Here is a 26,574-nt window from a genome sequence, read left to right on the forward strand (position 1 = left end):
GCCCTCAGCCTTCCCAGGCGTGCGCGATCGCCAGGGCGTCGCGCGTGGATGCCACGTCGTGCACACGCACGGCCCACACTCCGGCTCTGACCGCGAGCGCACTGGTGACGGCGGTGGCGAGGTCGCGACGGGATTCGGAGACCTCCTCGTCAGGACCTGTCTCCTGACGGAGTACTTCTGCGAGGAACCGTTTGCGCGACGTGCCGATCAGCACCCGAGGGCCCAGTGCGACGATCTCGTCGAGCCCGCGCAGCATGTCCCAGTTCTGCGCTCCCGACTTCGCGAACCCGATGCCGGGATCGATGATGAGGCGAGACGGCGCGATCCCCGATGAGGCCGCCTCACCGATGCGCTCCTGCAGCTCGCCGGCGACCTCGCGCGCGACGCGGTGGTACTCGGCATTGGCATACATGTCCGAAGAGAACCCGCGCCAGTGCCCGATCGCGAAGTCGGCGCCGGATTCCGCGACGGCAGCGCGCATCTCCGGATCGGCGAGCCCCCCGGAGACGTCGTTGACGATCCTGGCCCCCGCCCGCACGGCGGCGGCTGCTGTGGCGGCGCTGAGCGTATCGACGCTGACCGGCACGCCAGCGGCAGCGAGCTGTTCGATCACCGGGATCACTCGCTGCTGCTCGACGTCGGTGCCGACCCGGTCGGCGCCGGGCCTGGTCGATTCACCACCCACATCGAGCACAGCTGCTCCCTCGGCGCGGAGCCGCAGCCCGTGGGCCACCGCGCGGTCGACGTCGAGGTAGCGACCCCCGTCGCTGAACGAGTCCGGAGTGACGTTGACGATGCCCCAGATGCCCGTCATCCGTGCGCTGCTCCGAAGCCGCCCGCGCCGATCAGAGTGATCAGCTCGGCCCGGGAGACGGGATCGTTGTACTCACCGCGCGCGGCGATGGTGAGTGTCGAGGCCTCGGTCTGGCGTCCGCCGCGCATGGTGACGCAGCCGTGCGCCGCATCGAGCACGACCAGCACACCGCGGGTGTCGAGGTGCTCCGCGATCGTGTCGGCGATCTGCTCGCCCAGGCGTTCCTGCACCTGCGGACGCGCGGCGAGGATCTCGACGACCCGCACGAGCGCTCCCAACCCGACGACCTGTTCGCCGGGGAGATAGGCGATGTGCGCGTGCCCGGCGAAGGGCAGCAGGTGGTGCTCGCAGACGGAGCGGAAGCGGATGTCGCGCAGCAGCACGGCGCCGGAGGGCAGCGTGTCGGGCGCGGGGCCTCGGGAGACACTGATGGTGCGCGCGAGCGGTTCAGCCGGGTCTTCGCCCACTCCGGAGAAGAACTCCGTGTACAGCTCGGCCATGCGCGTCGGGGTCTGCTTCAATCCCGGTCGGTCCGGGTCTTCGCCGATCGCCGCGAGAAGCTCTCGCGTGAGCCGCTCGACGCGCTCTCTGTCGACCGTCACGTCACGCCGTCGCAGGCCGCGGGTTCCCTGCTCCCGCCGAGCCCTGCTGCGTGCGCGGCACGCCGGCCGGAGCCTCGACGGATGCCGCCAGCGAGACGTCCTTCTTCGGCACCTCGATCGGAGGACGTTCCGAGACCGGACGCCCTTCGCTCGAGAGCCACAGCGGGCGCTCCGGCAGCTTCTTGATCTCGGTGAAGATCTCCGCGATCTGGTTGTGGTCGAGGGTCTCCTCCTCGAGCAGGGCCAGGGCGAGCTTGTCGAGGATGTCGCGGTTCTCGCTGATGACCTCGTAGGCCTCGTTGTGCGCCTGCTCGATGAGCGCGCGCACCTCGGCGTCGACGCGCTCGGCGACCTTCTCGGAGTATTCGCGGCCACGGCCCATGTCGCGTGCGACGAACATGTCGCCGCCCTCGGTGCCGAGCTTGACCGGACCGACCTGCGTCGTCATGCCGTACTCGATGACCATCTTGCGAGCGATCGAGGTCGCCTTCTCGATGTCGTTCGAGGCACCGGTGGTGGGGTCGTGGAAGACGATCTCCTCCGCGACGCGGCCGCCCATGGCGTAGGTGAGCTGGTCCTGCAGTTCGTTGCGGGTGACCGAGTACTTGTCGTCGAGCGGCAGCACCATCGTGTAGCCGAGCGCCTTGCCACGAGGCAGGATCGTGATCTTGGTCACCGGGTCGGTGTAGTTCATCGCCGCCGCCGCGAGCGCGTGTCCGCCTTCGTGGTACGCCGTGATGAGCTTCTCCTTGTCCTTCATCACGCGGGTGCGGCGCTGCGGGCCGGCGATCACACGGTCGATGGCCTCGTCGAGGGCGCGGTTGTCGATGAGCTGCGCGTTCGAACGGGCTGTGAGCAACGCGGCCTCGTTCAGCACGTTCGCCAGGTCGGCACCGGTGAAGCCGGGGGTCTTGCGGGCGACGACCTCGAGATCGACGTTCTTCGACAGCGGCTTGCCCTTGCTGTGCACCTCGAGGATCTTCTGGCGACCCTTGAGGTCGGGGGCGTCGACGCCGATCTGACGGTCGAAGCGGCCGGGGCGCAGCAGTGCGGGGTCGAGGATGTCCGGACGGTTGGTGGCCGCGATCACGATGACGTTCGCGTTCGGGTCGAAGCCGTCCATCTCGACGAGCATCTGGTTCAGCGTCTGCTCGCGCTCGTCGTTTCCGCCGCCCATGCCGGCGCCGCGGTGACGACCGACGGCGTCGATCTCGTCGATGAAGATGATGGCCGGAGCGTTCTCCTTGGCCTGGCTGAAGAGGTCGCGCACGCGAGAGGCACCGACGCCGACGAACATCTCGACGAAGTCGGAACCGGAGATCGAGTAGAACGGGGCGCCGGCCTCACCGGCGACGGCGCGGGCGAGGAGGGTCTTTCCGGTTCCGGGAGGGCCGTACAGCAGCACGCCCTTCGGGATGCGGGCGCCGATCGCCTGGAACTTCGCGGGGTCCTGCAGGAACTCCTTGATCTCGTGGAGCTCCTCGATGGCCTCGTCGGCACCGGCCACATCGGCGAAGGTGACGGTCGGGGTCTCCTTGCTGACCAGCTTGGCCTTGGACTTGCCGAACTGCATGACCTTGCCGCCGCCGCCCTGCATGGAGGACAGGAGCCACCAGAACAGCAGACCGAGCAGCACGAGGGGAAGAAGAAGGGAGAGGAAGCCGTCGAACCAGGTCGCACGCGGGACGGCGTCGTTGAAGCCGTCCTTCGGCGCTGCATCGTTGACGGCCTTGACGACCTCGTCGGCGCGCGCATCGACGTAGTAGAACTGGACGTTCTCGGAGCCCTGGAACGGCTTGGAGAGCGTCATGTCGACGCGCTGATCGCCATCGGTGTTCACGACCTCGGTGACCGTGGTGCCGGAGAGGAGCTTCAGCCCCTCCTGCGTCGTGATCTGCTTGGGCGCACCCAGATTCGAGATCAGCAGGAAACCGCCGAACAGGAGCACGCCGATCAGCGCGACGTAGATCAGCGGATTCCGGGTGAGCTTCTTCACATCCATGATCGGATCAGCGTATCGCGCGCGCCCTAGGGGGTCGCTGTGCGTTCACCCACGGCGTAGCGTTCGACGGCGAGGTCGGAGTCGCCGCGTCACCGCGGCCGGGTCTGCGACCTCAGGAATAGACGTGCGGGGCGAGCACGGCGACGTCGCGCAGGTTGCGGTAGCGCTCTGCGTAGTCGAGGCCGTAACCGACGACGAACTCCACCGGGATGTCGAAGCCGACGTACTTGCAGTCGATCTCGACCTTCGCCGCCTCGGGCTTGCGCAGGAGCGCCAGCACCTCGATCGACTCCGCGCCGCGCGATCCGAAGTTCTCCAGCAGCCAGCTCAGCGTGAGGCCGGAATCGATGATGTCCTCGACGATGAGCACGTGCTTGCCGTTGAGGTCCGTGTCGAGGTCTTTCCGGATCTGCACCACGCCGCTCGACTTCGTGCTGGCACCGTAGCTCGACACGGCCATCCAGTCCATCGGAGCGTGGAACGGCAGCGCCCGCGCGAAGTCGGCCATCACCATGACCGCGCCCTTCAGCACGCCGACGAGGAGAAGGTCCTTGCCCGCGTAGTCCTCGGCGACCTGCGCTGCGAGCTCGTCGAGCTTGGCGTGGATCTCCTCCTCGGTGACGAGGATCTGTGCAAGGTCGTCCTGGATCTCCGCGGCGCGCATGGATCGATTTTAGGCGACGCGATCGGATGCTCGGTCCCAGGTCCGTTCATCGGGACGGCATCTGCCCCTCGTCGGGCATCCGCACTACTGTGAGCGGTGATGCGGGCGGACGCCCCGAGGAAGGATTCACCATGGCTCTTGACGACATCCTCAACCAGGTGCCGATCGACGACATCGCCGAGAAGCTGGGCGTCTCGCGGGACGAAGCCAAGGTCGCGGTCGAGCAGGGCGGCGCGGTGCTGCTCGGCGGCCTCGCCAAGAACGCCGAGACGGATGAGGGCTCCGCGGCGATCCGGAACGCGCTGAAGAAGCATGAGGGCGCTTCCGGCGCGTCGAAAGTCGACGACATCGATCAGGCCGACGGCGGCAAGATCGTCTCCCACATCCTCGGTTCGAAGGAGAAAGAGGTGACGAAGGAGCTCACGGAGTCGAAGGCGACCCCCGGCATCGACTTCGGCAAGCTCCTTCCGATCCTCGCCCCGATCGTGATGGGCCTGATCGCGAACGCGACCAAGGACAAGTCGGCGAAGGCCGACGCGGGCGCGGAGGGCTCCGGCGGTATCGGCGATGTGATCGGCGGATTGCTGGGCGGCGGCAACAGCGGCGGCTCGTCCGGCGGCATCGGCGATGTCATCGGCGGACTCCTCGGCGGCGGCAACAGCAGCGGTTCCGGCGGCGGCATCGACCTCGGCGGGATTCTCGGCGGCCTGTTCGGCGGCAAGAAGTAAGACCACATGCACGCATCCGGTCGCGCAGCGGTGGTCCCCGCTCAGCGACCGGATGCGGCGAAGACGATGCGCCCCCCGTGGCGCATGGCCGAGCACTCCGGCAGGTCGATCGGCCCCTGCCCATTCCAGTCGGTGACCAGCCGCGCGACCTCGATCGTCTGCGACCTGGTCAGGCTCACCCCGAACTCGCTGTCGACGACGAGCCGGATGATCCGGTTGCGCAGTGCGGCGGGATTCGCGGCGAGCGCCGCCACGCTGACGGAGATCCCGGCTTCCGCGTGCTCGACGATGTCCTCGATCGTCTCGTGGATCATCTCGTCGAACGCCTCGGCGTCCTCCCGGAGCTGCTCCGCCGTGCGGGCGAGGGCCTCGGCGATGCCGGGACCGAGCTCGTCTTCGAGAACCGGGAGCACGCGCTCGCGCACTCGGACCCTGGCGTAGCGGTCGTCGCGGTTGTGCGGATCGTCCCACGGCGTGAGGTCGGAGGCGACGCAGAAAGCGCGCGTCGTCTCGCGGCGCACGCCCAGGAGCGGACGCACCCATCGCACACCGTCCTCATCCTCACGGACCGGAGCCATCCCCTGCAGGCTGGCGGCCCCGGAGCCACGAGCCAGGCCGAGCAGAACGGTCTCCGCCTGGTCGTCGAGCGTGTGCCCGAGAAGCACGGCGGCGGCTCCGACGTCGGCAGCCGCGTCTCGCAGCACCCGGTATCGCGCCTCTCGGGCGGCGGCCTCAGGACCGCCCTCCCCTGCGACGTCCACGCGCACGATCAACGGGTCGAGGCCGAGGTCGGCGGCTGCACGAGCCGCCACGGATGCGACCTCTGCCGAGTCGTGCTGCAGGCCGTGATCGACGGTCAGGGACGCGACACGAAGTCCGAGCTTGGGCGCTTCGAACGCGACGGCCGCGGCGAGCGCGAGCGAATCCGCACCCCCGGACAGGGCGACGATGACGGTCGCTCCCTCGGGAAGGTCGGCGAGCGCGGTGCGCACGGCGAGGCGGATCTCGGCGATGGCGGGAGCGAGTGACGGCACGCCTCCACGCTAGGGCACCGCAGGGAACGGCGCGCCCTGTCCCGATCGCCGGCGACGGCCGCGGGCGGGGCTATCCTGACGCCGTGACCGATGAGACGAGCACACGACCGTTCCGCACCGAGAGGTTCAAGGCCTTCGTCGATGCCGTCGTCGCGATCGCCATGACACTGCTCATCCTCCCGCTGATGGAGTCCGTCTCCGAAGCGGCTTCCGGTCAGCTGACCACCGCCGAATTCCTGAACGAGCACGCGGGTCAGCTGCTCAGCTTCGGGTTGAGCTTCCTCCTCATCGCGACGTTCTGGATGGGCCACCATCGCCAGTACCGCGACGTGGAGTGGATCACCGTCCCCCTCCTGTGGATCAACGTCGCGTGGATGGCGACGATCGTCTGGCTGCCCGTTCCCACGGCGATGATCGGGCAGATGGACACCGACGCCCTCCAGGCGGTGGTCTACATCGGCACGCTGATCATGACGCAGGTGACGACTCTCGCCGGCTGGCTCTATCTCGCGCGTCACCGCGAACTCACCACGGCGTCGACCGAGACGATCCGGCTGGGGGCGATCGGAGACCTCGCGGCGATCATCCTGTTCGCCGCAGCCCTCGCCATCGCCGTCCTCGCTGCGCCGAACGGGTACGCCGGGCTCTTCCTGCTGCTGCTCAGCGACCCGACGAGCCGGCTGTTGAATCGGCTGCTGCGCAGGCGCGGAACCGAAGAGCCTCGGCCGGAGACCGACGCCGGATCCTGAGCATTCACTGCCCACGGGGGTGCGAGCGCCGCAGGTAGGCTAGTCGGCGGCATCCAACCGAACTTTTCCTGAGGAGCACACGCATGGGCGCACACGACGCCGTCATCGAGATCCCGCGCGGCAGCCGCGTGAAGTACGAGGTCGACCACGAGACCGGGCGAGTGCACCTCGACCGCGTGCTCTACACGACCTTCGGCTACCCGGCCGACTACGGCTACTTCGACAACACGCTCGGCGAGGACGGCGACCCGCTCGACGTGCTCGTGCTGCTCGACCACGCCATCTACCCGGGCGTCGTCGTGGAGGTCCGCCCCGTCGCCGTGCTCAAGATGAGCGACGAGGCCGGCGGAGACGACAAGCTCGTCGCCGTGCTCTCCAAGGACCCGCGCTGGGCCCACATCCAGGACATCGACGACATCGCCGAGTACACGAAGAAGGAGATCGCGCACTTCTTCGAGCACTACAAGGACCTCGAGCCCAACAAGTGGGTCAAGGTCGACGAGTGGGGGAACGCCGCCGAGGCGCAGCGCATCCTGGACGAGGCGATCGTCCGTTTCGGCGAGCAGGGCCACTGACCTTCACGCACGCAGAAGACCCCCGGTTCCGCTCAGCGGCCGGGGGTCTTCTTCATGTCAGGAAGGAGCGGCTCAGGCCGACACTCCGCGATCGCCGAGGAACGCGACGGGATTCACGGGGCGACCGCCGACGTAGACCTCGAAGTGGAGGTGGCAGCCGAACGAGCGGCCGGTGTTGCCCGCATATGCGATGACCTGGCCGGAGTTCACGCGCTGACCCGAACGGACGAGGATGCCGCCGTCGCGGATGTGGGCGTAGCCCGTGCCGATGCCGCCGCCGTGCTGGATGCGGATGTAGTTGCCGTAACCGGAGTTGGGGCCCGCATAGTCGACGGTCCCGGAGTTCGCGGCGTAGATCGGAGAGCCACAGCCGTTGGCGAAGTCGGTTCCGTAGTGGAAGGACGAGGAGCAGCCCTGGGAGCCGCACTGCACGGAGCGAGGGCCGTAGCCCGAGCTCTTCCCGCCGCCGTGCGGACGGCACCAGCCGCCGGAGCCCTGGCTTCCGCCACCGCCTCCGCCGCCACCACCGCCACCACCGGCAGCGGCGGCCGCCGCTGCGGCAGCACGCTCGGCGGCTTCGCGTTCGCGACGGGCCTTCGCCTCGGCTTCGACACCGGCCTGGTAGCCGGCCACGGTCTGAGTGGTCACGTCCTTGAGGGCCGCGAGCTGAGCCTGCATGGTGGCGAGGTTCGCGGACTGCTCGTCCAGGGCGGCCTGAGCGGCTTCCGCCGCCTGCTGCGCGACGACCATCTTCTCTTCGGCGACCTTCTGCAGCCGGTCGCGCTCGTTGCGGGCGACGACGGCCTGGTCGCTGAGCGACTGCGCGGAGTTGCGAGCGGCGACAGCCTTGTCGTAGACCGACTGGTTGTACTCGAGCAGCTTGTCCATCGTGCCGAGGCGCGCGAGCAGCTCATCGGCGTTGTTCGCCGACCCGGCGAAGAACAGCTCCATGGAGGTGTCGTCGCCTCCGTTGCGGTAGAGCTGCGCAGCCACCTGTCCCGCCTTGCGAGCAGAACTGTCGGCGACCGCAGCCTGCTCATCGGCCTTCGCCTGCAGGGTGTCGGCTTCGGTCGCTGCAGCGAAGTACGCCTGCTGCGCGTCGTAGAACTCCTGGGATGCGACCTTCGCCGCGGCCTGCGTCTCGGCGACCTTCTGCGTGAGGGACTGGATCAGCCCTTCGATACGCGAGACCTCGGTGGCCTTGGCCGCCTCGTTGTTCTTCGCTCGCTGCACGTCATCCCAGCTCGGGTACGTGGCGGCATACGCGGCGCTTACACCGTTGGTGATGCCGAAGGCGCTGAGCGCCACGACGCCGAGCGCGCCGATGCCGAGGGCTCCTCGACGACTGATGCCTGTCGCACCGAAGGCGCGGCGTTCTGTGGGAGTGGGCGCGCAGCCGCAGTCCTCGGACGCTGCTGCGACCGCAGCATCCAGCGTGATCTTGTCGTTCACACGGCCCCTTCCGCCGGTTTCACAGTTGCCACAGTAACAACAACTTTCACATCCGCACCAGGGGCACGGCCGCTCCTCCGCCTTCCACCGACCCCTCGATCGTGCCCCGGAAACACGCCCGGGTTGCGGCGCCGCGCCCTCGATTCGCGATTTGCCTGAAACATCCCTTATGCTTGAGCGTCGGCAAGGAAGTCCCCCGGGACTGACTCGGCCCCATCGTTTAGCGGCCTAGGACGCCGCCCTTTCACGGCGGTAGCACGGGTTCGAATCCCGTTGGGGTCACACCTTCCGATATAATTAAACAAGTATGGCCCTGTAGCGCAGTTGGTTAGCGTGCCGCCCTGTCACGGCGGAGGTCGCGGGTTCAAGTCCCGTCAGGGTCGCTCCGTGCGATGAGCTCTTTCTTCGGAGAGGGCTCTTCGTCTAGGACGCGACAGGTTCGCCGGTCGCGCGGCTCTGTAGCTCAGTTGGTAGAGCGTTCGACTGAAAATCGAAAGGTCACCGGATCGATGCCGGTCGGAGCCACACGAGTGATCGTTACAATCACTCCAGAAACCCTCGCCTAGCTTCTACATGGCGGGGGTTTTGCTTTACCCGCGGGCGAGGCCTTTCCACCGACGCCCTGTGATCAACTGGTCCGTATGCGTCAAGAGCAGTCGTCCGTCATCCCGGTCGAAGTCCTCCGAGGCTTCCGGTCCCGGGACGACACGACGCGCGAATGGTCGGCCCAGGTGTCAGCCGTCGCGCTGGACCTGCTGCAGCGGTGGGAGCTCCGCCCTGAAGGCACGGTCCGATCGGGAGAGGCCGGGGTCCTCGTTCCGGTGCGCCGTGCCGATGGAACGCCCGCGGCGTTGAAGCTGCAGGTCCCTTGCGCCGAGACCACGGCTGCGATCATCGGCCTCACCCGTTGGCAGGGAGCCGGCATCGTCCGCCTGCTGGACAGTGATGCCGACCGCGGAGGGATGCTGCTCGAACGCCTCCATGGGGACCGCCCTCTGGAGACCGTCGAAGACGACGATGCTGCCGTCCGCGTGGTCGGTGGCCTCCTCGCACGCCTGCACGCTGTGGCCGCCCCGGACTGGCTCCCCCAGCTCACGACGGTCACCGCCGAGATGATCGCCGATGCTGCCGCGGCAGCGCACGTGCTCGATGACGATGACCGGTCCCGGCTGGACCGATGGGTCGACACGGTGTCGGCGGTCGCCGATAACACCGGCGACCGTCTCCTGCACTGGGACCTGCACTACGGCAACGTGCTCGCAGCCGACCGCGAACCCTGGCTGGCGATCGACCCGGAGCCGCTCGTCGGCGATCCCGGATTCGACCTCTGGCCCGCGCTCGACAGCGGGTGGAGCGACGATCCCGCCCGCACCGATGCACCCCAGCTCGTACGGCGACGCTTCGACATCCTCACCGAGATGCTCGACCTCGACCGCCACCGCGCTGCCGCCTGGACCCGTGCCCGCCTGCTGCAGAACACCCTGTGGGACATCGAAGACGGTCAGCCCGCCATCAGCGCGGCAGCGAAGCTGGTCGACGATGCTCTCCTCGCCGCCCACAGCTCCGAGATGCGGTGAACGCACCGAAACGGGTTCGCGTCGAGCGCTCGTCGCGAAGTGGAAGGCCCCGTCGTCGTCACAGCGATTCCGCAGCCTCCCGCGCTTGCTCCAGATCGTGCGCCGCCACTTCCGTGCGCTGAGCCGCAGCAGCTCGCTCCGCCTCTGCGCGCGACACCTCGGCCTCGGCGCGCTCGGCATCGGCGCGGGCGCGGGCGAGCTCGGCCTCGAGTTCGGCGGTCCGGTCCGCGAGTTCCGAGATGTGCGCTCGCACCCTCTGCAGCGCCGCATCCCTCCGTGCGAGTTCGCGCTCCGCGACCGTGTGCTCCTTCTCCGCCGCCGCGATCGCCCGCTCGGCGTCCCGGCGCGCCCGTCGCGCCTGCAGCTCATCCGTCGGAGGTCGCGGCGCCGGCTCGAGGTCTGGCACGTCGCCCGCCACCGCCTCACGGATCTCGCTCGCCGTGGCCGAGGGATCGAGAGCCCGCAGCAGTCGGCCGGAAGCGACGGCTGCGGCCGCCGCCGGATCGAAGAACGCCGCCGAGATGGTCTGCTCGACCGCCTCCAGCGTCGACGGCGTCACGCGCTCCCCGCGCGCTGCGGCCAGCTCTCCTGCGGCCTGGGCGAGCCGCCGGGTGAGGGCACGGCGTTCCCGTCCCAGCTTCGCCAGCGCCGGGGCGTCCAGGTCGTCCTGGGCTTCGCGAAGCTCTCGCGCGAGCTCCAGCGCCTCCCCGAGCTGTGCCGCCCGCTCGCGCGCGAACACGTTCACCACCCAGGCCGCGATCGACGGCTTCCTGAGAGCGAGGATCCGGGAGGCGAGCTCCGGATCAGCCTCCCCCGCCCGGGCCTTGCGCGACGCCACGAACGATTCCGGGGCGTCGGAGTACAGCACGGCTGCGATCTCCTCGAACGTGGGACCGACCATGCCGCCACCCTACGCCGATACCGGTCGCCCGCCCGGGCTCCGCCCTGTGATCCCGCCCGCGATCACAGCAGGTCGTACTCCCCGCCGTACGGCACCGCACTGTCGCCGGTGTCCCGCGCGTCGAATTCCACCGTCTCGACTGAGATCACGACGTGTGTGACCGAGGAGATCAACACGCTGACCGAGCGATTGCCCACCACCGAGAATTCGACGAACCCGCCTCCGGTCTGGATCGCCTCCTCTATCCGACCTCTCAGCTCGACGGCATCCTCCCCCTGCGCCAGGAAGAACTCTGATTCATTGAGCGCAATCCGCGTGCGCGCCATCGTCTGCACCTTGTCCTCCGCTCGTTGTCATTCCGTTGTCGTCATGCTGAGACGGTAACGAGTACATCCGGGCTCGCAGAGGGGGTTGCGCATGAGCCGCAGAAGAGGCAGTGCGCCGGTGTACCGTGATCACATGGGCAGACTCCGCTACGACGGGACCTCGGATCCGATCCTCATCGAAGACGCGACTCTGGCGCACCTCAAGATCGTCATCTCGACCAAGCTCCGCCGCCAGGAGAGCTTCATGATGACCTGGCTCCCGGTCAACGGCGGGGTCGACAAGCGCGCCACCGTGTGGATCCATCCGGCGATCCCGCTGCAGTTCGGGTACGACGCCGCCGAGCCTCCGGCGATCGATCCGCGACTGATCGCCGACATGATGCAGGCGCTCAACGCGTCGGGCGAACTCGTGCTCGATCATCTGATCTCCCCCGCCTGACCCCGAGTACCTCCGCAGGACCCGCCGCGGATCCGGCTACGCTGTGCCCGTGGATGCCGCCCCCTATCTCCTGCTCGGTCTGCCGATCCTCGCGCTGATCATCGGCGGCCCGATCCTCAGGAGTCGTATGGGTCGCCGTGCCTCTGCAACCGGAGCCAAGGCAGGAAAGAAGTTCGCGGACGAGAAGCTCGAGACGGCGCTCGGCGAACTCGGCACCACTCTGGTGATCCACGCACCAGAGCCGCGCGCGAGAGAGATCATCGCCTCCGCGATGGCGGGGAAGGAACGGGGGTACGTGATCCGCAGCGACGGCGGTTACGGCATCCGCTTCGTCGAACCCGATGACACGCTCGTCCGACTCGTTCCCGTCACCGAGGGCACCCGGATGCAGATCGAGACCTTCCGCGACTACTTCGGTTTTCCCCAGACCGTTCAGTTCTGGACGGAGCTGCGTGCACGCGTCGCCGCCGCGGCGGAAGCCCACGAGGTCACGTTCGCAGAGGGAAAGCCCATCCGCTACGTCCGCGGCGAGACGATCGACGACCGGAACGCCCGCTGGGTGCAGGCCCCCTGACCTGGGTCACGCGCCTTCAGCCGATGCAGGCGAAACACGGACGCACAACAAACCGCAGACGCAACTAGGCTGGAGGGCGCGCCCCGCCCGCCGGGCCTCCGCCGGGTCACGGTGGTGGCGTGCGCCCTGACGACCTCCTCCGGTCCACACGGTCCCGACTGACGGGACGGAGCCGCCGCTCCCGGTGTGGCCACGCCAGAAAGGCAAATACCCATGAGCGAATCCCCCGGAACCGCAGACCGTGACGGCGAGCGCTCGCCGGACTTCTTCGACCAGCTGATCGAGACCTCGCCCCGCGACCAGCAGGGCGCGTTCACCATCGGCTTCCGCGGATACGACAAGGGCGAGGTCGACGCCGCACTCTCCGCGCTTCGCAACCAGCTCAAGCAGGCCGCCGCAGACGTGGCCGAGGCTCAGGCGCGCGAAGAAGAAGCCGTCGAAGCGGTGCGGGAAGAGGAGCGCAAGGCTCGCGAGGCGCTCGAGAGCGAGCTCACGGCCGCGAACGCCAAGGCCTCCGACGCCGAGCAGCAGGTCGCGACACTCACGTCCGAGCTCGTCGACGCCCCGCAGCCCGATGGCGAGGAGGCCCCGTCGCGCCAGCAGTTCGAAGCGATCCTCCGTGTCGCGGAAGAGCAGGCGAACGTCCTCATCCAGAACGCCGCGGTGCAGGCCGATCGCCTGATGACCTCCGCTCGCGAGGAGGTGGCCGCGCAGCGCGCCGAGGCCGAGGCCGACGCGGAGCGGATCACCGACCAGGCGCAGCGCGACGCCGACCAGGTGCGCCTGAAGATGGACACCGAGTACACGGCTCACGAGGCGCGCATCGAGCGCGAGGCCGCGCACGCCGCGGAGAAGGTGAACCAGGCCGCTCAGGAGGCCACGGCGATCCGCACCGAGGCCGAGAAGGGCGCGGCAGCACTGCGCTCCCTCGTCACCCGTGAGACGACCCAGCTGCGCGCCGATGCCGAGCGCGATGTGCGCGACATGAACGCCCGCGTGCTCGAGTTCGAGGAGACCCTCACCCGCCGTCAGGACGACGCGCAGCAGGAGTTCCTGGTGCTGCACAACCAGGCGGTGGCGCACGCGGAGCGGATCACCAACGACGCCAACGAGCAGGTCACGGCCTCGCTCGAGCACGCCCAGCGCATCTCTGCACGCGCCGAGGACTACGAGCGCCTGACCCGCTCGCAGGCGCAGGCGATCGAGGCCGAGGCTCAGGTCCGCGCACGTGAGACCCTGGAGCGCGCACGCGCCAAGGCCCAGAAGATCGTCGATTCGGTCACCGGCCACACCACTGCCGTGCTGCACGACGCGGAGGACCGCACCCGCCAGCTGCGGTGGCAGCAGCAGCAGTTGTCGAGCTTCATGGCGGAGGTGCGCGAACTCATCCGCCCCGACGGCATCTTCTCCGACGAGTCGCTGCCGACGGAGATCACCGGAGCGGACGCGCCTGCCGCCCCGGCTCCCGAAGCTGCGGTCGCCGACGAGGCGCCGGAGGAGACCTTCCTCGGCGACGAGGTGCTCGAGGACGAACTCGACGATGACCGTCCGCTCGAGAAGATCACGATCGACGTGGTGGAGACCAAGAAGAAGTCCTCAAAGTAACGCACGAACGACAGAGGCGCGAGCAGGGATTCCTGCTCGCGCCTCTGTCGTTCCCGGACTGATCAGGCCCGGTGATGTCTGGGGGCTACCCCCGGCCGAACTGCGCCACTGCCGGGCAGTCGAAGGGATCGGCTCCGGCGGAGAGACCGACCCGGTTCAGGTACTCGATGACGATCATGTAGGACCGACCGAGGCTGGTCTCCGTGTAGGGCACGTCGTTCGCCGCGCAGTAGTCGCGAACGATCTCCCGCGCCTTCGCGAGGTGCGGTCGCGGCATGCTCGGGAAGAGGTGGTGCTCCACCTGGTAGTTGAGGCCGCCCATGAGCCAGGTCGTCCACCATCCTCCGCTGATGTTGCGGGAGGTGCGCACCTGCTTGGTGAAGAAGTCGAGACGGGCGCCGGGCTCGATGATCGGCATCCCCTTGTGGTTCGGCGCGAACGCGGCCCCCATGTAGACGCCGAAGACCGCGAACTGCACCCCCATGAAGGCGAAAGCCATACCGAGGGGGAGCATCATGAACACGGGCACCAGGATGAGGGCGAACCGAAGCGCAATGATGCTCAGCTCGGTCCAGCGTCCCTTGACGTTCTTCGTCGTCATGAGGTACTTCAGGCCGAGGAAGTGGAGGTTCAGCCCCTCGAGGGTGAGGAGCGGGAAGAAGAGCCAGCCCTGCTTGCGGGTGATCAGCTTGATCAGGCCCTTGGACTTGGCGGCATCCTCCTCGAGGAACGAGATCGTGTCGACTTCGATATCGGGGTCCTTGCCGACCTGGTTCGGGTTCCCGTGGTGCTTGGTGTGCTTCGAGTCCCACCACGAGTAGCTCATGCCGATGCTGGCGATCACGATGCGGGCGAGCTTGAAGTTCGCCGGCCCGGTGGAGAGGATCTGGCGGTGCGCTGCCTCATGCCCGAGGAACGCGATCTGCGTCAGGACGATGCCGAGCCCTGCGGCGATGAGCAGCTGGAACCAGCTGTCGCCGAGCAGGATGAAGCCGGTGATGAGACCGCCGAGCGCAACAGCGATGCCGGTGGCCACGAAGATGTAGAACCACTGGGTCCGCTGCAGCAGCCCGGTCTCCTTGACCACCTGCGAAACCTGCTTGTACGCCTTCGCCATGGGAGGGAAGTCTGCGTTGCCGGAATACGTCTGACGAATCGGACCCAGCGTTGCCGCGGTCGGTTCGATCTGTGTAAGGGAGATGATCTTCTCCTGACGATCGGAGCCCTTGAGCTGTGAAAGCCCAAGGCAGCTGCCCAACGCTTACCTCACAGTAGCCCTAGCTCTATACGCGTCAGGGAATACATCGGAACCTCTCGCCGACCCTTCAGCCGAGCCCGGCTGCGGATGTCCGAGGGGGCTCAGGCCCGCGCGCGTCGGGTCCGGCGTCGCCACGCTCGCGGAAGGATCGAGGGGAAGTCGGGGGTCGACCGAGAGGGTCGGTTCGCGTCTTCGAGGGCGCGGAAGGCGGCATCGAGCGAATCGAAGACTCCGAGTTCGGTGCCGTGATTGTCGCGCACGAGGTGCGCGCTGCCGTCGAACTCGACGAAGCCGGCGAACTCGCCGCCGCGCGTCGCGACGTGCACATCGACGTCGGCCTGTTTCCAGGTCAACGGGTCGGAAGGGGGAAGTGTGGTGCTGCTCATGGTCATACTCATTGCTGTGTGGCGGACACGCGTGGCGCTCCGCAAGATGTGAGACCGAGGGCGGATTCCGCACGCATCGATGTGCGCGGTCCGTGATGGCCCTGATCAGTGGCGACGTGGCGGCCGAGAGGGGCGATGCACACACGTTGCTCGACAAGCATAGCAGATCTCCCCCTCTCGACCTCAGGAGCCCCGATGTGGCTCAGCTCGACGGCCGGCCGCCGCCTGGCCCGCCCTGACTTCCGCCCGCGGCGGGAGCTGTCTCGGTATCGATGCCGACCACGAGCGTCGCCGCATACCCGCCCTGCACGCCGCCCGTGACCGCGGCCAGTTGCAGCGCTCCGGAATCGTCGCCGAAGACGTTGTCGCTCGCCAGCGTGATCTGCGACAGATTCTTCGCGGATCCGTCGTAGGCCGACTCGGCGTAGACGTCCGCGCATGCCGCTTCCGGAAGTGCCAGCTGCGAGGTGGCGATGGCCGCCGTCGAGTCGGTGATCGAGCCGACATCCGGATACACCTCGAAGTGGATGTGCGGCCAGCGGCCCGAGTAGCACCCGGGGAACACAGAGGTGAACGAGACCCTGCCGTCGGCGTCCGCCACCTGCACACCCCTCAGGTAGGTGACGTCCTCCAGCCCCGAGGAGTACATCGAGTACTCTCCCTGGGCGGTGCAGTGCCACGCGTAGACGGCGACACCGGCGAAAGGCAGGCCTCCGTTCGCCAGATCGATGACCCGCAGCTCGAAGGTGAGGGGCACTCCCTCCGCCGTCGCTCCGCCGTCGATCGAGGACCGGATGTCCTGACGCACGATGCCGGCGTCCTCGAGCACATCGGGCCCGTTCGACCCGTCCCCCGGATACGGCCCCGCCGTCTCGTCGGGGATCTCATCGACGCTCACGGACTCGCCATCCGATGTCGTCGTCGTGCTGGGCGTCGGTGTCGACGTCGCAGCTCCGACCGAGTCGGACGGCGTGCAGGCCGCGAGGACCACGGCTCCGATACCGAGCCCCGCGAGGCCGAGCACACCGCGTCGACTCAGCAGGGTGCGGATGTCGAAGGCCGCCCCCTGGTCGACGACCTCCTCGTCGACACGATCGAGCAGCCTCCCCTCGTACGCGGGACCATCGGGGGTCTGGGTGGGTTCCGGAATGCTCATGATGCTCTCCTCCTCGACGGGCTGTTGGTGATGACCACCAGCGTCGCGGAGCTTCCGATCAGGCGCTCCTGCGCCCGCTATGCCTTTTCTATGTGCGGGGAATCGACCGGCGGACGCAGCACCAGGACGACCACGACTCCGACGAGGATGAGGGCGGTGAGCGTCACCGGAACCGGCAGCACGGGGTCGAGCAGCACCAGCACCGCCGCGACCGGGACCACCGTGTTCACGACACGATCCGCGTTCTCACGGATGGCGATCCACCAGATGCCCACCAGGAAGATCGCGATCGGGATGGTGACCGTGAACGATGCGGCGATGTTCGACAGATGGCTCTTCCCGGTCAGGACGTCGAGCTCCACCTCGATGCCCGCCGAGAAGGCGGCCGCCGCCGCGAAGACGAAGTAGTGCGTGTATCCGTAGCGCAGCGACCGCGCGAAGCTCGAGATGGCACGGTGATGCGGCGGCCAGAAATAGATCCACCAGAGAGACGCCGTCACGACGAGCGTCAACACCGAGATCGCGATCAGCGGCCCGAGACTCTCGACCTTGTCGAGCGCATCGATGATCGCGTTCGCCGAGGCCAGCAGGCTCTCGCCGAGCACGATGAGCGTGAAGAGTCCGTAGCGCTCGGTGATGTGATGCGGATGCCACGGATTCTGCTTGCGGAACTCGGCGAACACCGGGACGCTGATCTCGATCAGGGCGAACAGCACGAACGCGGCGATCTGCAGGGGGCCGGTGGGTATGAGGAGGAACAGGATCCACAGCACCTGGACGGCAGCGATGCCGAACGCGTACCGTCGCGTCACCGACCGCAGCTGACCGGCCGACCGCGACGCGCGCAGCCACTGCGCCACCATCGCCACGCGCATCACGACGTACCCGAGCACCGGAACGGTGAAGTCCCCCTCGTTGAACGCTCGGGGGATGCCGGCGGCGAAGATGAGGACGCCGCCCATCTGCACGAAGGTCGTGACGCGGTAGAGCCAGTCGTCCGTGTCGAACGATGTGGCGAACCAGGTGAAGTTCATCCAGGCCCACCAGATCGCGAAGAACAGCATCGCATAGGACGTGATGCCGTGCAGGAACTCTCCTTCGCTGAGGGCGTGGTGCAGCTGAGCGGAGGCGATGCTCACCGCCACCACGAAGACGAGGTCGAAGAAGAGCTCGAGCGGACTCGCGGTGCGATGCGGCTGCGCCGGGTCGCGCGGCATCATGGTTCGAAGCTGGAAGCGTGGACGGTCGATGTTCGCGGTCACCGCGACAGGATAGCCCTCCGGCGGCCGCTTCCCGCAGCCGCCGTTCATCCAATCAACAGAATTACCTTTCGGTGAAGCCCGTGTTCCGCTACACTGGCTCGAGTCTGCAGTGCCTGCTGTCAGCGATCACCGTGTGGGACGGTGAGAACGCACTCCGTGATGTGGGAATCATGGAGATCTTCAGCAGGACCCGAGGGGTCGGGAAGCAGACGAAGCCGTGAACGTGGGGTTCATGGTCTGGGGAAACTGGGGAAACACATGTCGCACTGGGGAATTCTGCGTACATTCACGGCTCATGGGGCCCCGGCATGACTTCCGTCGAGGATGCCCTGAGCATCGCTCGTACGGGCTTCGTGCCGGTCGCGGCTCCACGAGCCACGAAGTCGGTGACGCGCACGGTGGTCACGCCGCGCGCTTCGGCGACTCTGGAACGGCGCCGTCAGTGGGAACGTCGCTATCGGATGCAGCTGCGGATCACGGATGCGGCCGTCATCCTGTTCGCACTCGGTCTGACAGCAGCGATCCAGCTGGCGAACGGCGTCTCCGGGCCTGAGGTCCTCCGCGACGGCATTCCGCTCGCCGCGCTGTGGTACCTCCTGCTGAGCGCGCTGCACACGCGGGACGCCGCGTTGTTCCGCGCCAGCGCCACCGAGTACCGCGGCGTCGTGCACGCCACGGGACTCGCGTTCGGGATCATCGCCATCGTGGCGGTGCTGCTCGCCTGGAAGACGATGCAACTGACGCTGCTGCTGGGGCTGCCCGTCGGTGTGCTGACTCTCCTGGTGACCAGGTGGCTGTGGCGTCACTGGCTGCAGAAGCAGCGATCCCAGGGGAGGTTCGCCTCCCGCACCCTCGTCGTCGGCAATAGGGACGACGTGGAGTATGTGGTCCGGACGCTGCACCCGATCGGCGCCTCCGGCTACCAGGTGGTCGGCGCGACGCTGCTCGACGGCAACGCTCGCGACATCGTGATCGACGACACGCGGTTCCCGGTCCTGGGGAACGTGAACTCCGTGTCGTCGGTCGCGGCCGAGGTCGGTGCCGACACGATCATCGTGGCGAGCCGCCCCGAGGGCGAGCCCGAGTTCGTGAAGCAGCTCAGCTGGCAGCTGGAAGGGACCGCCGCCGAGCTCGTGCTCTCGAGTCGCCTCACCGACGTCGCGGGTCCGCGGATCTCCTTCGCGCCGGTGGAGGGACTGCCGCTGATCCAGGTGCAGATCCCCACCTATGAAGGTGGCCAGCACCTGCTCAAGCGCGCCCTCGACATCGCCGTGGCCACGGTCGCGCTGATTCCCATCGCGCTGCTGGCTCCCGTGCTCGCGCTGCTGATCAAGCTGGACTCCCCCGGCCCGGTCTTCTTCTTCCAGGAGCGGGTCGGCCGCGACGGTCGACGGTTCAAGATGGTCAAGTTCCGGTCGATGAAGACGGACGCCGAGCAGCAGCTCGCCCTGCTCAAGGAGCAGAACCAGGGCGCCGGACTCCTGTTCAAGATGAAGGACGACCCCCGCGTCACCCGGGTCGGCCGAGTGCTGCGCAAGCTCTCCCTCGACGAGCTGCCGCAGTTCTGGAACGTCCTCATCGGCGACATGAGCGTGGTGGGGCCTCGGCCGCCGCTGCCCAGCGAGGTCACCGCCTACGACGGCACCGTCTTCCGTCGCCTGTACATCAAGCCGGGGATCACGGGGCTGTGGCAGGTCTCCGGTCGGAGCGACCTCTCCTGGGACGAGAGTGTCCGGCTCGACCTGCGCTACGTCGAGAACTGGTCCGTGATGAACGACCTGCAGATCATGTGGCGCACCGCCAAGGTCATGGTGCAGCCCAGCGGGGCATACTGATCGGATGAGCAATTCGAACCGCCTCACCATCGCGATGGTGGGGACCAGAGGAGTGCCCGCAGCATACGGCGGCTTCGAGACCGCCATCGAAGAGGTCGGACGCCGTCTCGCCGACCGCGGACACGACGTCGTCGTGTACACCCGCGGCTCCGAGCGGCGCGAGAAGGAGTACCTCGGTATGAGGGTCGTGCACCTTCCCGCGATCCCGGTGAAGCAGATCGAGACGCTGAGCCACACGGGGCTGTCGGCTCTGCACCTCATGTTCCGGCGGCGGCCGGATGCGACCTTCGTCTTCAACGCGGCGAACTCCCCGTTCCTGCCCCTGCTGCGATTGCGCCGCGCGCCGGTCGCCCTGCATATGGATGGACTCGAATGGCGACGCTCGAAGTGGGGTCCGCGCGGCAAGGCGTACTACCGCTGGGCTGAGCAGTTCGGGGTGCGCACGGCCGATGCACTGATCGCGGATGCGCCCGGGATCGCCGACTACTACCGGCACCAGTTCAACGTTCCGACCGAGCTGATCCGCTACGGCGCCCCGATCCTCGACCAGCTTCCGGAACGTGGCGTCGCCGAGATGGACCTCACCCCTGAGGGGTATCACCTGGTCGTCGCACGGTTCGAACCGGAGAACCATGTGCTCGAGATCGTCCGGGGTTACCGCGACAGCGACGCGAAGCTGCCGCTCGTCGTCGTCGGCTCGGCGCCCTACAGCGCGGGGTACACCCAGGAGATCCAGCGTGTGGCGGACGGCGACGACCGCATCCGTCTCGTGGGGGGCGTCTATGACCAGGAGCTGCTCGATGCGCTCTATGCGAATGCGCTCACGTATCTGCACGGCCACTCTGTGGGCGGCACCAACCCCTCGCTCCTGCGCGCCATGGGGGCCGGGACCGCTGTCATCGGCTTCGACGTCCCCTTCAACCGCGAGGTACTCGACGGCAACGGGTGGTTCTTCGCGGATGCCGCCCAGGTCGCCGAGCAGGTGATGGCCGCCGAATCCGACCCGGCAGCGACCGCGGCCAAGGGCACCGCCGTGCAGGAGATCGCCCGCACCCGCTTCCGCTGGGATGATGTCGCGGACGAGTACGAGGCACTCGCGCAGCGGATCTCCGAAGGTGCGACCATTCACCCCTCAGCCAGGCGGGCACGCCGACGGTCGACGGACTGGGCGCCCGTTCGCGCCGAATCGAGCACTTCGTGAGCAACGAGTCGAAGCGACCGACCGCCCTACTCGTCCACCCCGGCGCCGAGATGTTCGGGTCCGATCGCATGCTCCTGGAGAGTGCCATCGGCCTCGCCGAATCGGGGGTGCGTGTCGTCGTCGCTCTGCCGAGTTCCGGCCTTCTCGTGAACGAGTTGCGCGCGGCCGGCGCAGAGGTCGTCATCCTGCCGATGCTCGTGCTCCGCAAAGTGCTGCTCACCCCGCGCGGACTGCCGAGGCTGTTCCGAGACACGTTCCGAGGGCTGGGCGCTGCCTGGCGGCTGATCGGCCGGCTGCGTCCCGACGTCGTGTACGTCTCGACGATCATCATCCCCGAGTGGCCGCTGATCGCCCGGCTGCGCGGAGTCCGCACCGTGAGCCACGTGCATGAAGCCGAGGCCTCGGGCAACAGGATCGTCAATGCTCTCCTCTACTCCCCCCATCTGGCCTCCCATCAGACCCTCGTGAACAGCCGGTTCAGTCTGGACACCATCCGCACCGCGCTCCCCGCCCTGGCCCGGCGCTCGCACGTGGTGTACAACGGCGTCGCTTCTCCCCCGCAGCCGCTGTCTCCCCGTCCCCGCACAGAGGGCCCCCTCCGCGTGCTCTACATCGGGCGTCTCTCCCCCCGCAAGGGCCCCGATCTCGTGATCGCGGCGGCCTCACGCCTCCACTCCGCCGGGCGCGCAGTGGAGGTCACCCTCCTCGGCGCGGTCTTCGAGGGCTACGAGTGGTTCGAACGCGACCTTCGTGCACAGGCGTCCGAGGCCGGGGTCACCGTCGACTTCGCCGGATTCCACACCGACATCTGGCCGTTCCTCGAGCAGGCCGATGTGCTTCTCGTGCCATCACGCGTCGACGAACCCTTCGGGAACACCGCCGTCGAAGGCGTCCTCGCCCTGCGACCGGTGATCGCGAGCGACAGCAGCGGACTCCGGGAAGCAGCAGGCGGTTACGGCACGGCGAGGCTGGTCGCGGCCGGCGATGCGGAGGCGATCGCTTCCGCGCTGACCGACATCGACGCCCGGTGGGATGAGATCGTCGCGACCGTCGCAGACAGCCGCGCCGAGGCCCTGCGCAGGCACGCGCCTCAGGTCTACCGCTCGAGCATCTCGACGCATCTCCTGGGCTGACCCGCACCCCGGTCCGCCACACCCGCCGGCGGGTCAGCGCTCTCGCTACACCTGTTCCAGCTCGCCCACGGTGAGCCGCTTCTTGTTCCGGACGATGTAGATCGAGAACGGAATCAGCTGGCACACGACGAGGGCGAACGCGACGCCGATCAGGGGTCCTGCGATGCCCAGCACAGGAGTGAGCACGAACGAGAGGGTGATGCCCACGGCCGCCATGCTGAGCGTGGGGATCACCTGGAAGCGGATTCCCGGCTTGTCCATGATGAACATCCCCAGGGGGTACACGGCCGCCGTCATCATGATCATCAGACCGAAGGCGAAGATCGTGCTCGTGCGCACCGTCAGCTCGCCCTGGGTGATGAACCCGAACAGCCACGGGCCGACGAGCCACACCATCACAGTCGCGACGCCGATCGCCGCAGCGAACAAGACCGACAGCAGGAACGGCCCACGCCGGAGGTCACCGTCGTGGCGGCTCTTCGCGAAGTGCGGCCAGAGCGCGAGTCCACCGGCCATCACGAGTCCGTTGAGGGCGAAGAACACCTGGCCCGCCACGCCGTACTCGGCGACGTCGGTGGGTCCGCCCAGCTGAGCGATCACGTAGCGCTGCGAGCCGACGGCGATCGGATACGTCACCATCTGGGCGAGCATCGGCCACCCGACGTCCATCACCCGCACGCCCGGGTAGCGGCGAGGATGCAGGACCATCCGGGCGGCCGAGGGGATCAGCGGCGAAGTCGTGCGAGCCGTGATGAGGATGCCGAGCACGGATACCAGGAAAGACGCGCCGAAGGAGGCGATCGCCACGAAGGAATGGAGACTCTCGCCACCGAAGGTGAGCATCAGCCAGACGCCCGTCATCGTGAGCGGCGAGATCAGCCCCTGGAGGAGGATCACGATGTGGTTGCGACGCTGGCCCAGCATGATCCGCGCCCACACCCCGAGCGGGATGCCGAGACAGAAGATCGTGACGCAGTAGAAAGCGGCCAACGAGGCACCCGGTCGCCCTCCGGCTTCACCGAACACCAGCTCCCAGGCACCCGTGAGCACGAGCACCGTGTTGATCGCCATCGCCGTGGCGGCGAAGGTGAGCAGCACCCGGCCGACGGAGGTGAGCTGGTACCGCAGCTTCTCGTCGGTGCGCACGTTCGTGCTGGTCGCGACAGCGTTGACGAGGACCGCGCCGCTGCCGAGGTCTGTGAACGTCAGCAGCGAGGGGATGGTCGTCAACAACGTGTACAGGGCGAAGCTGTCGACGCCGGCGCCGCCGATGATCATCCGGGTCGTGATGACGCCGCAGACCAGCGCGATTACCATCGTCAGCGCACGCGCGCCGACAGCGAGAAGAGAACCCATGTTTACATCGTCACCGGGGCAGGGCTCCCAGTGTCGTGCTGCTGCCGGGGAGTCGCGATACTGAGGCGATGTCGGACGGCACCGGCACCGCCACCGACCCCTGCGTCGCGGCGAACTGCGGCAGCAGGGCGAAGCCGGCGTCGACCACCGGGGCTCCCTCGACGAACTGCGACCGTCGATCCTGCCCCGTGGCCGCGGTGAACGCGGCCAGCGTATCCGTCACCGCGGGGTCTCTCGAGACGGAACCCTTCGACCACGCGGAGAACCAGCGGGGGGTGCCCGGTGACGTGCGGTGATAGAGGTTTCCGTTGACGCTCGACATCATCTGCGAACCCGTGTACTGCAAGGAGAAGTCCTGGACGCAGACCAGGCAGTTGCCCGCGCTCTCGGCCACGATGTTGTTCGATGCCACGATGTTCCTCGTGATCCAGGACGCCTCGGGTGCGTACCGCGTCCGCGGGTCGTGCCCCGGCGTGTTCGGGTCGGAGGCGCGGCGGGCGTCCATCGCGATGCTGATGTTCCGGTTCCCGTTGCCGACCAGCGTGTTGTTCCAGATCTTGACGCTGCCGGAGTTCAGCACCCACAGGCCGAACTCTCCGTTTCGGGCGATGACGTTGTCGGCGATGACCGCACGTTCCGACAGCTCCACCATCACGCCATGCCCGGTGTTGCCGATCACATCGTTCCCGGTGAACGCGATATCAAGCACGGACTCGTCGAACCATGGTCCGCGGCCGTCGTTCCCGGTGAACGCGCTGTCCGTGACGGTCACCCCCCTGGTGCGGGTGACCTTGAACGCGCCGGACACCGGTGCGTCGTTGAAGTGCTCCATGTTGTTGCCCACGGAGAGCATCTGCGTCACGGTCAGTCCGTCGGCCTGCGATGCGCCGCCGCCCAGCAGACCGTTGCCGATCAGGGAGACACGGGTCAGCGTGGTCGCCGGCGCCCACGAGTAGAAGCCTGTGGTCGAGTTGTCGCGGATCGTCACATCGGTGAGCGACACGTGCGGTGCAGCGGCGATGACCGTGCCCATCTGCGGGACGCTGGTGGCGTATCGGCGCACTCCGATCCCGCGCACCTCGGTCCCTGCGGAGCGGATGGAGAGCGCCTGCGTGAGCACGCTCGCCTCGACCGACTTGCCCGACGGGTTCGTTCCGATCACCAGACGCTTGGCGGAATCGTCGACGAAGAAAGTGCCTTCTGCGACCTGGGCGACGGATGCGACCTCGCGCAGCTGGACTCCTGCCACCCAGACCTGATCCGGGTGCGCGGCCATCGGGTGCGCCGGATCGACGAATCTCCACTCCGCCGCCGTGTTGTCGGGCGCGCCCTTCGTGTAGGTCGGACTCGCATCGAGGGCTGTGTTCCAGCCGTCGACGAACCAGGTGCTTCCCGAGGCCTTCCAGCCGGTGACCGGCTCGGCGCCGTCGAACCACACGGACTCGTTGGGCGCCGGCTGGATGGTGACCCGCTTCTGCGCGGGCACCACGACCTCTTCGTGGTACGAGCCGCCACGCAGGACGATCGTCCCCCCGTTAGGGACGATGCGGAGCGCGGCAGCGACCGACTTGACCGGTGCGTTCCTGGTGCCGGAGGCTCCGTCGAACCCTGCGGGTGAGACGTAGACGGCCGTCGCCGGAGCTTCGTACACGAGCGTCCCTGGGGCTTTGGCCCCTGGTTCGCCGCGCAGGCCCTCAGGCGTCACGGGAGGCACCGGCTCGGGTTCAGGGGCCGGTGTGGGCTCCGGGGCCGGTGTGGGCTCAGGAGCCGGGGTCGGCTCAGACGGGGTCGGCGTGGGCTCGGGAGCCGGCGTGGGCTCGGGAGCCGGCGTGGGCTCGGGAGCCGGCGTGGGCTCAGGAGACGGCGTCGGGGTGGGCTCAGGAGCCGGGGTCGGCGCGGGTTCAGGAGCCGGAGTGGGCTCGGGAGCGGGTGAGGGCTCCGGGGACGGCGCGGGCGCGGTCACCGCGAAGTCGTCGATTCCCACCGGAACAGCAGCCCTGGCCCCGGAGGACGTGTAGAGCGCGAAGCCGTATCCTCCTGCGGACTGAATCCGCGCGTTCGAGTCGTCGGAGTACGTCACCTGCCAATCCGCCGGCTCCGCGGCGTTCGACTCCCAGGCCTTGGCCGCCAGCGCCACCGGACTCGTGCCGGCGACGCTGAACGCCACCGTCAGCGTGTCACCGCCCGTCACGGTGAGGGGAAGCCGACGCTCGGCCAGATGCTGCACGCGCATGAGGTCGGTGAGCCGCACGACCGATACGTAGGCCGAGCCGTCGGGATGGACGCGCACGCGCACCCCGTACGAGTCGGCGCCGGACACCCGGACCGCCTGGGAGAGGTAGAGCGGCCCTCCCACGGGCAGCTCGGGAACGGTCAGCGAGAACCGGCTGTCCACATCAGCGGTGACCGCACCGTCGATGGTGGCCCTGGCGGTGATACCCGGCTTGCGACTCGCGAGCAGCGCCTGCTCGCCGGTCACGCTCGCCGTCGCTTCCACGACACGCCATGGGCCGTCGGGCGAGGACCCCCACCCCGAGTCGACCGTGCGATCCATGTCGTCGGCGATGACGGGAGCGTCCGTGGCATCGGCGGACTGTGCGAGGAGCGGAGCGTCGTCGGCCAGTGCCGACGCAGGAACGGCTGTCAGCGCCGTCGTGAGCGCGACGGCAGCGGTCAGCACTCCTGCGAGCATCGTGCGGGTGCGTCGCCGGGGCGGACTCGAAGTCTCGCGTGAGGTGCGGTCGAGGAGCGGAGTGGGCACGGTGTCACCGTCTTCTGGGGCAGATTCATGATCACCCCGCAGCTCCGCCGCAGTTTCAACCCCGGGCAGCAAAGTGCGAGTCCCCCTCGCAACTCATGAAGAATACCCCGGTCATCCCGGCGAAGACAAACGGAAACGGCGAGGCACCGATATACTTCGTCGCTTCCGCGACCCGAGGGGCCTC

General features: G+C 68.0%; 24 protein-coding genes and 3 tRNA genes. 13 read left to right on the forward strand and 14 right to left on the reverse strand.

What is annotated here, in order from left to right:
- Positions 1 to 4 precede the first annotated feature (4 nt).
- From folP to hpt, 4 genes are all read right to left on the reverse strand, one after another.
- On the reverse strand, positions 5 to 814 hold the full coding sequence (gene folP / locus ILP86_RS19155) for a dihydropteroate synthase (RefSeq protein ID WP_061015363.1): 810 nt from the start codon (positions 812 to 814) through the stop codon (positions 5 to 7).
- Entirely contained in the window at positions 811 to 1,416 is a 606-nt protein-coding gene (folE, locus tag ILP86_RS19160; RefSeq protein WP_058631537.1) for a GTP cyclohydrolase I, read from the reverse strand. Before folE ends, folP begins: the two co-directional genes overlap by 4 nt.
- A gap of 1 nt (position 1,417) precedes the next feature.
- Positions 1,418 to 3,418, reverse strand: a complete 2,001-nt coding sequence (ftsH, locus tag ILP86_RS19165) for an ATP-dependent zinc metalloprotease FtsH (protein WP_141370512.1) — start codon at positions 3,416 to 3,418, stop codon at positions 1,418 to 1,420.
- Between the two features lie 112 nt (positions 3,419 to 3,530).
- On the reverse strand, positions 3,531 to 4,082 hold the full coding sequence (gene hpt, locus ILP86_RS19170) for a hypoxanthine phosphoribosyltransferase (protein ID WP_046746747.1): 552 nt from the start codon (positions 4,080 to 4,082) through the stop codon (positions 3,531 to 3,533).
- A 131-nt stretch (positions 4,083 to 4,213) separates the two neighbouring features.
- On the opposite strand from hpt, the gene ILP86_RS19175 reads away from it, so the two are divergent.
- Complete coding sequence (locus tag ILP86_RS19175) at positions 4,214 to 4,810, forward strand: DUF937 domain-containing protein (protein ID WP_061015361.1); 597 nt, start codon at positions 4,214 to 4,216, stop codon at positions 4,808 to 4,810.
- Positions 4,811 to 4,851: 41 nt separating this feature from the next.
- Here ILP86_RS19175 and tilS read toward each other — a convergent pair whose 3' ends face one another.
- A complete protein-coding gene (gene tilS / locus ILP86_RS19180; RefSeq protein WP_127011761.1) occupies positions 4,852 to 5,844 on the reverse strand; it encodes a tRNA lysidine(34) synthetase TilS in 993 nt (330 codons plus the stop codon).
- 83 nt (positions 5,845 to 5,927) lie between these two features.
- Here tilS and ILP86_RS19185 point away from each other — a divergent pair, with 83 nt between their 5' ends.
- Both ILP86_RS19185 and ILP86_RS19190 read left to right on the forward strand, forming a co-directional pair.
- Positions 5,928 to 6,593 (forward strand): TMEM175 family protein, encoded by a 666-nt coding sequence (locus ILP86_RS19185; RefSeq protein ID WP_141370518.1) that lies wholly within the window; start codon positions 5,928 to 5,930, stop codon positions 6,591 to 6,593.
- Between the two features lie 83 nt (positions 6,594 to 6,676).
- On the forward strand, positions 6,677 to 7,168 hold the full coding sequence (locus ILP86_RS19190) for an inorganic diphosphatase (protein WP_017204665.1): 492 nt from the start codon (positions 6,677 to 6,679) through the stop codon (positions 7,166 to 7,168).
- 72 nt (positions 7,169 to 7,240) lie between these two features.
- Here ILP86_RS19190 and ILP86_RS19195 read toward each other — a convergent pair whose 3' ends face one another.
- Positions 7,241 to 8,620: a M23 family metallopeptidase gene (locus ILP86_RS19195; protein WP_193762700.1), complete on the reverse strand. Its 1,380-nt coding sequence runs from the start codon at positions 8,618 to 8,620 to the stop codon at positions 7,241 to 7,243.
- 209 nt (positions 8,621 to 8,829) lie between these two features.
- Between ILP86_RS19195 and ILP86_RS19200 the strand changes: the two genes are divergently transcribed.
- From ILP86_RS19200 to ILP86_RS19215, 4 genes are all read left to right on the forward strand, one after another.
- Positions 8,830 to 8,902 (forward strand) — tRNA-Glu (locus ILP86_RS19200).
- A gap of 27 nt (positions 8,903 to 8,929) precedes the next feature.
- A tRNA-Asp gene (locus ILP86_RS19205) sits at positions 8,930 to 9,003 on the forward strand.
- A gap of 69 nt (positions 9,004 to 9,072) precedes the next feature.
- Positions 9,073 to 9,145 (forward strand) — tRNA-Phe (locus ILP86_RS19210).
- Positions 9,146 to 9,261: 116 nt separating this feature from the next.
- The gene (locus ILP86_RS19215) at positions 9,262 to 10,197 is read left to right on the forward strand and encodes an aminoglycoside phosphotransferase family protein (RefSeq protein ID WP_193762701.1); all 936 of its coding nucleotides are present in this window, start codon (positions 9,262 to 9,264) and stop codon (positions 10,195 to 10,197) included.
- 58 nt (positions 10,198 to 10,255) lie between these two features.
- Here ILP86_RS19215 and ILP86_RS19220 read toward each other — a convergent pair whose 3' ends face one another.
- Together ILP86_RS19220 and ILP86_RS19225 are read right to left on the reverse strand one after the other, a co-directional pair.
- The gene (locus tag ILP86_RS19220; RefSeq protein WP_193762702.1) at positions 10,256 to 11,098 is read right to left on the reverse strand and encodes a transposase; all 843 of its coding nucleotides are present in this window, start codon (positions 11,096 to 11,098) and stop codon (positions 10,256 to 10,258) included.
- Positions 11,099 to 11,160: 62 nt separating this feature from the next.
- Positions 11,161 to 11,424 carry a hypothetical protein gene (locus ILP86_RS19225; RefSeq protein WP_218867944.1) on the reverse strand — a complete coding sequence of 88 codons (264 nt, stop codon included), beginning with the start codon at positions 11,422 to 11,424 and terminating at the stop codon, positions 11,161 to 11,163.
- A gap of 133 nt (positions 11,425 to 11,557) precedes the next feature.
- On the opposite strand from ILP86_RS19225, the gene ILP86_RS19230 reads away from it, so the two are divergent.
- The 3 genes from ILP86_RS19230 (at position 11,558) to ILP86_RS19240 (ending at position 14,042) form a co-directional block, all read left to right on the forward strand.
- Complete coding sequence (locus ILP86_RS19230) at positions 11,558 to 11,863, forward strand: hypothetical protein (protein ID WP_046746757.1); 306 nt, start codon at positions 11,558 to 11,560, stop codon at positions 11,861 to 11,863.
- Positions 11,864 to 11,912: 49 nt separating this feature from the next.
- Complete coding sequence (locus tag ILP86_RS19235; RefSeq protein WP_308431988.1) at positions 11,913 to 12,437, forward strand: hypothetical protein; 525 nt, start codon at positions 11,913 to 11,915, stop codon at positions 12,435 to 12,437.
- Between the two features lie 213 nt (positions 12,438 to 12,650).
- Positions 12,651 to 14,042, forward strand: coding sequence for a hypothetical protein (locus ILP86_RS19240; protein ID WP_046746759.1), 1,392 nt, complete (start codon positions 12,651 to 12,653; stop codon positions 14,040 to 14,042).
- Positions 14,043 to 14,127: 85 nt separating this feature from the next.
- On the opposite strand, the gene ILP86_RS19245 is transcribed toward ILP86_RS19240, so the two are convergent.
- The 4 genes from ILP86_RS19245 to ILP86_RS19260 form a co-directional block, all read right to left on the reverse strand.
- Positions 14,128 to 15,246, reverse strand: a complete 1,119-nt coding sequence (locus ILP86_RS19245) for an acyl-CoA desaturase (RefSeq protein ID WP_307723518.1) — start codon at positions 15,244 to 15,246, stop codon at positions 14,128 to 14,130.
- Positions 15,247 to 15,401: 155 nt separating this feature from the next.
- Entirely contained in the window at positions 15,402 to 15,686 is a 285-nt protein-coding gene (locus tag ILP86_RS19250) for a hypothetical protein (protein WP_127011755.1), read from the reverse strand.
- Between the two features lie 202 nt (positions 15,687 to 15,888).
- Positions 15,889 to 16,842, reverse strand: a complete 954-nt coding sequence (locus ILP86_RS19255) for an intradiol ring-cleavage dioxygenase (RefSeq protein ID WP_193762704.1) — start codon at positions 16,840 to 16,842, stop codon at positions 15,889 to 15,891.
- Between the two features lie 77 nt (positions 16,843 to 16,919).
- Positions 16,920 to 18,062 carry a low temperature requirement protein A gene (locus ILP86_RS19260; protein WP_193762720.1) on the reverse strand — a complete coding sequence of 381 codons (1,143 nt, stop codon included), beginning with the start codon at positions 18,060 to 18,062 and terminating at the stop codon, positions 16,920 to 16,922.
- Between the two features lie 350 nt (positions 18,063 to 18,412).
- Between ILP86_RS19260 and ILP86_RS19265 the strand changes: the two genes are divergently transcribed.
- Genes ILP86_RS19265 through ILP86_RS19275 form a run of 3 tightly spaced genes read left to right on the forward strand, consistent with a single transcriptional unit; the run spans position 18,413 to position 22,273 of the window.
- A complete protein-coding gene (locus ILP86_RS19265) occupies positions 18,413 to 19,939 on the forward strand; it encodes a sugar transferase (protein WP_061018776.1) in 1,527 nt (508 codons plus the stop codon).
- A gap of 4 nt (positions 19,940 to 19,943) precedes the next feature.
- Positions 19,944 to 21,140: a glycosyltransferase gene (locus ILP86_RS19270; protein WP_113681722.1), complete on the forward strand. Its 1,197-nt coding sequence runs from the start codon at positions 19,944 to 19,946 to the stop codon at positions 21,138 to 21,140.
- Positions 21,137 to 22,273, forward strand: a complete 1,137-nt coding sequence (locus tag ILP86_RS19275) for a glycosyltransferase (RefSeq protein ID WP_193762705.1) — start codon at positions 21,137 to 21,139, stop codon at positions 22,271 to 22,273. The genes ILP86_RS19270 and ILP86_RS19275 overlap by 4 nt, the downstream gene beginning before the upstream one ends.
- Before the next feature lie 45 nt (positions 22,274 to 22,318).
- Here ILP86_RS19275 and ILP86_RS19280 read toward each other — a convergent pair whose 3' ends face one another.
- Entirely contained in the window at positions 22,319 to 23,629 is a 1,311-nt protein-coding gene (locus tag ILP86_RS19280) for a lipopolysaccharide biosynthesis protein (protein ID WP_113681724.1), read from the reverse strand.
- A gap of 10 nt (positions 23,630 to 23,639) precedes the next feature.
- On the reverse strand, positions 23,640 to 26,390 hold the full coding sequence (locus ILP86_RS19975; RefSeq protein ID WP_193762706.1) for a right-handed parallel beta-helix repeat-containing protein: 2,751 nt from the start codon (positions 26,388 to 26,390) through the stop codon (positions 23,640 to 23,642).
- Positions 26,391 to 26,574: the final 184 nt, after the last annotated feature.

It is taken from the genome of Microbacterium sp. R1 (assembly GCF_015159725.1).
Classification (GTDB): Bacteria; Actinomycetota; Actinomycetes; order Actinomycetales; family Microbacteriaceae; genus Microbacterium; species Microbacterium oxydans.

Coding starts and splice junctions, on each gene's coding strand:
- ILP86_RS19250 (WP_127011755.1), bottom strand. CDS start 15,686: ATGAGCAGCACCACACTTCCCCCTTCCGACCCGTTGACCTGGAAACAG.
- folP (WP_061015363.1), bottom strand. CDS start 814: ATGACGGGCATCTGGGGCATCGTCAACGTCACTCCGGACTCGTTCAGC.
- ftsH (WP_141370512.1), bottom strand. CDS start 3,418: ATGGATGTGAAGAAGCTCACCCGGAATCCGCTGATCTACGTCGCGCTG.
- ILP86_RS19215 (WP_193762701.1), top strand. CDS start 9,262: ATGCGTCAAGAGCAGTCGTCCGTCATCCCGGTCGAAGTCCTCCGAGGC.
- ILP86_RS19280 (WP_113681724.1), bottom strand. CDS start 23,629: ATGGGTTCTCTTCTCGCTGTCGGCGCGCGTGCGCTGACGATGGTAATC.
- ILP86_RS19265 (WP_061018776.1), top strand. CDS start 18,413: ATGACTTCCGTCGAGGATGCCCTGAGCATCGCTCGTACGGGCTTCGTG.
- ILP86_RS19175 (WP_061015361.1), top strand. CDS start 4,214: ATGGCTCTTGACGACATCCTCAACCAGGTGCCGATCGACGACATCGCC.
- ILP86_RS19260 (WP_193762720.1), bottom strand. CDS start 18,062: ATGATGCCGCGCGACCCGGCGCAGCCGCATCGCACCGCGAGTCCGCTC.
- ILP86_RS19255 (WP_193762704.1), bottom strand. CDS start 16,842: ATGAGCATTCCGGAACCCACCCAGACCCCCGATGGTCCCGCGTACGAG.
- ILP86_RS19225 (WP_218867944.1), bottom strand. CDS start 11,424: ATGGCGCGCACGCGGATTGCGCTCAATGAATCAGAGTTCTTCCTGGCG.
- ILP86_RS19240 (WP_046746759.1), top strand. CDS start 12,651: ATGAGCGAATCCCCCGGAACCGCAGACCGTGACGGCGAGCGCTCGCCG.
- ILP86_RS19230 (WP_046746757.1), top strand. CDS start 11,558: ATGGGCAGACTCCGCTACGACGGGACCTCGGATCCGATCCTCATCGAA.
- hpt (WP_046746747.1), bottom strand. CDS start 4,082: ATGCGCGCCGCGGAGATCCAGGACGACCTTGCACAGATCCTCGTCACC.
- ILP86_RS19220 (WP_193762702.1), bottom strand. CDS start 11,098: ATGGTCGGTCCCACGTTCGAGGAGATCGCAGCCGTGCTGTACTCCGAC.
- ILP86_RS19190 (WP_017204665.1), top strand. CDS start 6,677: ATGGGCGCACACGACGCCGTCATCGAGATCCCGCGCGGCAGCCGCGTG.
- ILP86_RS19270 (WP_113681722.1), top strand. CDS start 19,944: ATGAGCAATTCGAACCGCCTCACCATCGCGATGGTGGGGACCAGAGGA.